We start from the raw sequence: 336 nt of genomic DNA, 5'->3' as shown, positions 1-336 counted from the left end.
AGCCGCCGCCGACGCCTAGAACGGCGGTGCGGCGGCCTCCGGCGGTCGGCCCCAGGCCCGCCGGAGGTCGGCCACCGCGACCGCCGCCAGCACCACCACCGCGTAGACCCCCGCGGCCAGCGGCCCGAGGCGCACCAGCAGGGGTACGGGCAGCAGCAGCGCGGCGATCGCCACCAGCCGGGACGGGGAGACCCGGCCGAACACCTCGTACTCGAAGCGGGCCCGGCCGGCGAGGAACAGGGCCGGCCCGCCCAGCACCACGGCGAGCCACGGCAACTCGTTGTGCCCGCCGGGGTGCTCGATGACCAGCTCGTAGCCGATGGCGGTGGCCACCAC

The 336-nt window shown here is 77.4% G+C and carries 1 protein-coding gene; it reads right to left on the bottom strand.

Going from position 1 to position 336, the window contains the following annotated elements; genetic code table 11:
• Positions 1-15: 15 nt before the first annotated feature.
• On the bottom strand, positions 16-336 hold a 321-nt coding region (locus tag B1205_RS31515; RefSeq protein WP_254909937.1), incomplete at its 5' end, for a low temperature requirement protein A.

The organism is Micromonospora sp. NBS 11-29, from assembly GCF_002140155.1.
Classification (GTDB): Bacteria; Actinomycetota; Actinomycetes; order Mycobacteriales; family Micromonosporaceae; genus Micromonospora.
Note: the sequence above shows the minus strand (reverse complement) of the source record. Positions and strands in the feature narration are given on the sequence as shown.